The organism is Streptomyces sp. NRRL S-118 (assembly GCF_000716335.1).
Lineage (GTDB): Bacteria > Actinomycetota > Actinomycetes > Streptomycetales > Streptomycetaceae > Streptomyces.
Window position 1 is genome coordinate 24,639 of record NZ_JOBL01000204.1, and the last position, 6,276, is coordinate 30,914.

Sequence of the window (6,276 nt, forward strand, 5' to 3'; positions counted from 1 at the left end):
GGACATGACCCCGGACATGACCTCGGACACGATCACCGCAGCGGCGTCGGGCACTTGGACACTCGGCGACCTGGTCGTCAACCGCATCGGCTTCGGCGCGATGAGGTTGACGCAGCACGGCGAGGCACTGGTGCCCGACGCCGTTCCCCTCGACCGCGGTCAGGCGCTCCGGGTGTTGCGCCGTGCGGTCGAACTCGGCGTGAACCATATCGACACCGCCGCGTTCTACTTCTCGCCGCTCCGGTCGGCCAACGAACTCATCAACCGGGCACTGTCCCCCTACTCCGACGATCTCGTCATCGTCACCAAGGTCGGACCGGGCCGGGACCCTGCGGGCAACTGGCTGCCCCACGCCACCTCCGAGCAACTGCGCGGCCAGGTCGAGGAGAACCTGCGCCAGCTCGGCCGCGACCACCTGGACGTGGTGAACCTGCGCATCGTGGGAACCGATTCGATCGCGGAGCGCTTCGGCGCGCTGGCCGAGTTGCGTGACGCGGGGCTCATCCGCCATCTGGGCCTGTCCAACATCCTCCCCCATCATCTCGCCGAGGCCCAGGCCATCGCCCCCGTGGTCTGCGTCCAGAACATGTACGGCATCGGGGCATCGCCCGAGCAGGAGGAGCTCCTGCGGATCTGCGGTGAACAGGGCGTCGCGTTCGTGCCGTTCTACTCGATCGCCGGGACCGGACGCACCGCCGGCGCGACCACCGACGACAGCAGCACGCTGCGCGCCATCGCCCGCGCGCGCGGAGTGAGCGCAGCACAGATCCGGCTCGCGTGGACCCTGCACCAAGGCCCCCACGTGCTGGCCATCCCCGGCACCGGGAACCCCGACCACCTCGCACAGAACGTGGCCGCCGGCGCCCTGCGTCTGTCCGAGGCCGAAGTCACCGCCCTCGGCTCCCTTTCGGGGTAGCGGCCGAGGCCCGCGCCGGCCGTCACCGTCCGCTTCCGCTGATCGGTTCGGGCCGCCGGAGGGCGCGCGGACGTTCCAGCCGCCCACCCCCGGTCGCAGCAGCCCCGATCCCGCCGGTGCAGCAGGGCGTGCACCGCCGCCTCGGTGTGGTCCGTACGGCGTGGACGCCTGCGAGGTCGGCCTTCGTGGGTACGGCGCCGCCTGTCTCCGAGCCGAGCCGCGACTCCTCCAGCGCGAGCCAGGCCGCCCGGCACTCCGGCGTGTCGAGCAGGTCGGTACGGCCTTCGGCGCTCGCGGGACGTGCCGCCTGCCTTCCTGACGGTCCCGGCACCTCCTCCGTGCCGGGCTCGCCGCTCAGGGCGAACGCGTGATGCCGTGACCCGGTCGGGCCCCGGTGCGGCGAGCCTCTGCCGCGTGGGCGGGGACGCGTGCAGGATCGGTGCACGTCCGCGGCGCCGGTCGCCGGACCGTGCCCGTCGTCCCGAAGAGGCCCCGCCGTGGAACTGCCCGAGTCCTCGCTGCCCGAAGGTGGCGACACCGGTGACGGCCGCTACGGCGAAACGGTGTTCCCGCCGGAGCGCACGGGCGAGGACGAACGGATCGATCTCGGCGCCCTCGCCTACGACGGGATCACCTCGGCACGGCTCGGGAAACTCGGAGCCGGACCCGGATGGCGATGCCTTGACGTGGGTGCCGGGACGGGTACGGTGGCCCACCGGTTGCTGGACCGGTTCGGCGTCGCGTCCGTGCTCGCCGTCGACCGCGACGTGCGCTTCCTCGCCGCCCGGCCCGCCCCGGGGCTCACCGCCTTGGAGGCGGACGTCACCGACCCGGGGTTCGATCCCGGGAAATTTCACCTCGTCCACGCGCGCTTCGTGCTGATGCACCTGCCCGCGCGGCGGGAACTCATCGGGAAACTCAGCCGACTGCTCGTCCCGGGCGGTGTTCTCGTTCTCAGCGACGCGGTCGACCTGACGTCCGCGGGAGCCGGAGAGACCGCGTACAGCAGGGTGATGCGGGCGATGTGGCAGGGGCTGAAGGACACCATCGGGACGGACATCACCTGGGTCCCGGAGTACCCCCGTCTCCTTCGTACGGCCGGGCTCACCTCGGTGGCCGCGGAGATGTACGCCCCTCCGCTGGTGCCCGGGAGCGCCATCAGCCGGTTCTGGGTCGATACGTGGCGCCGCGCACGGGAGGCGATCACGGCGACGGGCCTCGTCGACGACGCGACGGTCGAGGAGGCGGTCCGCTGTCTGGAGTCGCCGGACTGTGCCGAGCTGTCTCCAGGGATGATCACCGCGTGGGGGCGCCGACCGCCGCAGGGGGCTCCTTGACGGCTCCTCCGCCGGTCCTGTCCTGCCCGCCGGTCCTGGCCGGGCGAACGGGAGCCGTGCGAGGCGGTCGAGAGCCCGGCCCGCGGAACGTCGGCCCGCGCCCTGCGCAGCGCGCATGCCGGCCGCGCCGCCTACCGGCGGAGCGCTTCGACGTCCTCGGTGCACGTCGGGAACTCCACCCGCGCGGCGGCGATGATCTCGTGCCCGGGCCTGCGCGAGGTGGTCGCGTGCTTCTCGGCGGGCGAGGTGCCTGCGGTGGGAAGGGGCGGTCAGGATGCACGGGGTGCGAGGCGCGCGGCTGCCGCTGCGCCCGCGTGCGGGGGACGCTCTTCCCGGGGCCTGCCGTCCCAGCGCCATGCGGCCTGACGAGGGCGCCCGGGCAGTTCGGCGCGCCCGGTCGCCCACAGCAGGGTGGGCCAGGGATCCGTGGAGTCCGGGGCGTCCGGAAACAGGCGGGCGAGCACCCGCGAGCACAGGTCCGCGGGCGGGTTCCAGGCAACCCCGAGCCCTTGGGCCAGGTCGTGCGTGTGCACGAGGGTCTCCACGATCCCCATCGCGGCGAAGCCCTCGGCGTCGGAGACGCCGAAGACGTGGTGGGCGCGTACGTGCGGGGGCGTCGTGCGCACCATGGCGACCAGCAGGGCGCCGCTGGCCTCCAGCACCTGCAACAGGCCGGCGGGGCCCGCCGCGCGGTCCGCGTGAATGACGTTCTCGGGGCCGCCGGGTCGCCGGCTCTGCCACACGAAGGGCACGTCACCGTCCAGGGGCGGGGTTCTCGGACCCAGTTGCGCGGCGTAGGCGAAGAGGTCGTCGCCGAGGTGCTCGGCGGTCTCCCAGCAGTCCCACTCCAGCGAACCCGCCCGGCCGTCCCACGCGGCCGGGGGCGCCGTGCGAAGGGCGGCCACAGCGAGCTGCACGGCAAGATCGAGGTCGTCCGCCGTGACGGGGGACGGGAAGGGAGCACGTTCGTCTGATCGGGACATGGCAGGACCGTATCCCGCCCGGAAGGAGTCACGCTTTCCTTTTTGTTCACGCGCGGCGCACCTTGCGGCGGTTCATGGTCACAGCACCGGGGGCCAGTTCGTTGAGGGCGAGGTCGAAGAGCTCGATCCGTACGCGCGTCTCCGATGTCCACGCCGATCATGTAGCCGCTGTCCGCGCTGATGCGCAGGAGCGTGCGGGGGCGGCCGCCGGCCGAGTCGACGCTGCCGGCCTTTTCCACCAGGCCCTCGGCGACCAGCTCGGACACCACGTTGCTGACCGAGCCGGAACTCGGCCCGGTGCCCGGACCGACCGAGAAGCGGCTCAAAGGCCACGGGCGCCGCGCACGCGTGACCGGCCGGAGCGGCCCTACCGCGGACCCTGCGACTGCCCGTCCCGGGCTGACGGGCCGTGCCAGTCCAGACACACCACGAGCGCGTCGTCGTCCAGCGGCACGTCCCCGTGGTGGCTACGGAGTTCGCGCAGCACCGCGTCGGGCACCTGGGGCGCGGGCAGCAGACGCGTGGCCGCGAGCGAGCGCGCCAGCGCACGGTCCCCGTACCGTTCCCCCGCCGACGACTGCGCCTCGTACACCCCGTCGCTGGCGAACAGCAGCCGGTCCCCGTCCCGCACGGTGAAGTACTCCGGTACGTACTCGGTGTCCTCGAACATGCCGAGGGGCAGCTGCGCGTCGAAGGTCAGCGGCGTCACGGTTCCCCGGCTCAGCCTCCAGGCCTGGGGCGAGCCGGCCTCGATCACCTCGACCTGGCCGGTCGCCAGGGTGAAACGGAGAAGCAGCACCGACACATGGACCCGGCCCTGATACTGCGCGTAGACGGCTTGGTCGGCCAGCGCGGCCTGTCCCGCGAGGTCGAGCCCGGCGCGCCGGGCGTTGCGCAGCGCGTTGACCGCCAGGTTGCTCAGCAGGGCGGCATCGATGCCCTGCCCCATTCCGTTGGTGATCGTCAGGGTCAGGTCGTCGGCCGACACGGACCAGTCGTAGTTGTCGCCGAGCACCGCGTAGGCCGGTTCCAGATGCGCGCCCAGGGAGAACTCCGTACGGAAGCAGGCCCGGCCCGGCAGGAGCTGCCACTGCATCTCCGCGGCCAGAGTGAGCCGGGCGGCGCGCCGCGCCAGGACGTAGAGATCGGTGTCGCGATCGGCGACGAGGATCTCGTGGCCCAGCGCCTCGCAGATGTTCTGCAGCTCCGGCAGCACGGGGTCGGCCAGGCGGTCCTGCGGCATTCCGACCGTCAGCACGCCCATGCGGTCGCCACGGATCGTGATGGGCAGGTGCACGTCCGCCATCCCCGTCCCGTCGTCCCGCACGACCAGCGGTTCCTGCGTCCCGAAGACACGGCCCTGCGGGCTGTCGTGAATCGGTACGGACTCGGCCGACGGCGCGGGCCCGACGACCTGGAGCGACCGCATGGCGTAGTCGGCGAGCCGCAGCTCCACCCGGTCCGCCCCGTACTGCTCGGCCACGGCCGACTTCACGATCTCCAGAAGGGTGTGCGGCGCACCGGCCCGAAGGGCCGTCTCGACAGCGGTGAATCGCTCCACGTCTCACCCCTTCGACGAGTACTCGGCAGGGGCTTCCGGTGACCTCGCCACCCGCGCGACCTCGGCTCAGCCTCAGTCTAGGCAGCACGGCACGATCACGGCGAGCGGCCTCGTGGGCCGCGGGCGGCTCCGTCCCCTCACCGGCGGAGGGGCGTACCCGCGGTCCGCGGTCCACCGCCCGCGGCGCGTCACTGCCGTCCGTGCCAGTCGAGGCAGACCACCATGGCGTCGTCGTCGGGGTCGATGGGGCCGCGGTGGCCGGCGAGCTCCTGCAGCACCGCGTGGGGAACCTGCGAGGGAGGCAGCAGGCGGGTGGCGGCCATGGCCCGGGTGAGCGCCTTCTCGCTGTAGCGCTCGCCCGCCGGCGAGGCGACGTCGTAGACGCCGTCGCTCAGGAAGAAGAGCCGGTCGCCCGGCAGCACGTGAAAGGGCTGCGCGGTGTAGATGGTGTCCTCGAACATCCCGAGGGGAAGCTGCGCCTCGAGTTCGACGGGCTCCGCCTTTCCCCGCCTCAGGCGCCACATCTTCGGCGATCCGGCGTCCACGACCTCGGCCTCACCGGTGGCGAGATCGAAGCTGAGGAGCAGCACCGACAGGTGCACGGAGCCGCGGTAGTGCCCGTAGATCGCCTGGTCGGCGAGGAAGGCCTGGTCCGCCAGGGACAGGCCGGCCCGGCGGGCGTTGCGCAGTGCGTTGATCGCCAGATTGGTCAGCAGGGCCGCTTCGATTCCCTCTCCCATGCCGTTGGTCACGGTGAGGGTGAGCCGGTCGGCGGAGGTGGACCAGTCGAAATTGTCGCCGTAGATCGCGTACGCGGGCTCGAGCTGGGCCCCGATCTCGTACTCGGGGCGTGAGCATGCGCGGCCCGGCAGCAGCTGCCACTGCATCTCGGCGGCGAGGGTGAGCCGGCTGGCCCGGCGCGCCTGCACGTACAGGTCGGTGTCCCGTTCCGCCACGACGATCTCGTGGCCGAGCACCTCCGCGACGTCCTGGAGTTCTCGCTCGACCTCCGGCGTGTAGCCGTCCCGGGGGAGCCGGACGGTGAGGACGCCGATGCGGTCGCCGCGCACGCTGACGGGGAAGTGCGCCCTCACGTCAGCGGAGTGGGGGCGGCTCTCCACATGGGGCCGCTGGGACCCGAAGGCCCGCCCCGGCGCGCTGCCGTGCACGGTGACCGGGTCCCCGGTGTAGGGGAGGGTGCTGACCGGTTGCAGCATGGTCGTGGCGTAATCGGCCATGAGCAGATCGACGGAGACGGCCGTGTAATGGGTGGAGAGGGCGTCCCGTACTGCTTCGAGGAGGGCGTGAGGCGGGGCCCCGCGCAGCGCGCGTTCCACAGCCGAGAATCTGTCCACCGTTCGATTACCACCTGTTCAGGATGAATGCGGGAAAGGACCGGATGGCCGCTGATGTCGCAGCGACTGACAAGGCCGTTGGGAAGTGTCACAGTTGAGGGCATGCATTCCGAGACTTCTTCAG

General features: G+C 72.1%; 5 protein-coding genes and 1 pseudogene. 2 read left to right on the top strand and 4 right to left on the bottom strand.

Going from position 1 to position 6,276, the window contains the following annotated elements; translation table 11 throughout:
- Positions 1-16 precede the first annotated feature (16 nt).
- On the top strand, positions 17-916 hold the full coding sequence (locus IH00_RS0102715) for an aldo/keto reductase (protein WP_031069102.1): 900 nt from the start codon (positions 17-19) through the stop codon (positions 914-916).
- Between the two features lie 497 nt (positions 917-1,413).
- On the top strand, positions 1,414-2,253 hold the full coding sequence (locus tag IH00_RS0102720) for a class I SAM-dependent methyltransferase (RefSeq protein WP_234334744.1): 840 nt from the start codon (positions 1,414-1,416) through the stop codon (positions 2,251-2,253).
- A 269-nt stretch (positions 2,254-2,522) separates the two neighbouring features.
- Here the strand turns inward: IH00_RS0102720 and IH00_RS0102725 are convergent, their stop codons facing one another.
- The 4 genes and pseudogenes from IH00_RS0102725 to IH00_RS0102735 form a co-directional block, all read right to left on the bottom strand.
- A complete protein-coding gene (locus tag IH00_RS0102725) occupies positions 2,523-3,236 on the bottom strand; it encodes a hypothetical protein (protein WP_063835296.1) in 714 nt (237 codons plus the stop codon).
- Between the two features lie 91 nt (positions 3,237-3,327).
- Positions 3,328-3,562: pseudogene (locus tag IH00_RS43755) on the bottom strand (sugar kinase); the annotation flags it as partial.
- 41 nt (positions 3,563-3,603) lie between these two features.
- Positions 3,604-4,797, bottom strand: a complete 1,194-nt coding sequence (locus IH00_RS0102730; RefSeq protein WP_031069108.1) for a PP2C family protein-serine/threonine phosphatase — start codon at positions 4,795-4,797, stop codon at positions 3,604-3,606.
- A gap of 188 nt (positions 4,798-4,985) precedes the next feature.
- Positions 4,986-6,152, bottom strand: a complete 1,167-nt coding sequence (locus IH00_RS0102735; protein ID WP_031069110.1) for a PP2C family protein-serine/threonine phosphatase — start codon at positions 6,150-6,152, stop codon at positions 4,986-4,988.
- Positions 6,153-6,276 lie beyond the last annotated feature (124 nt).

What these genes read in the sequence shown, in the direction of transcription:
- IH00_RS0102715 (WP_031069102.1), top strand. Translation starts at nt 17, where the DNA reads ATGACCTCGGACACGATCACCGCAGCGGCGTCGGGCACTTGGACACTC.
- IH00_RS0102725 (WP_063835296.1), bottom strand. Translation starts at nt 3,236, where the DNA reads ATGTCCCGATCAGACGAACGTGCTCCCTTCCCGTCCCCCGTCACGGCG.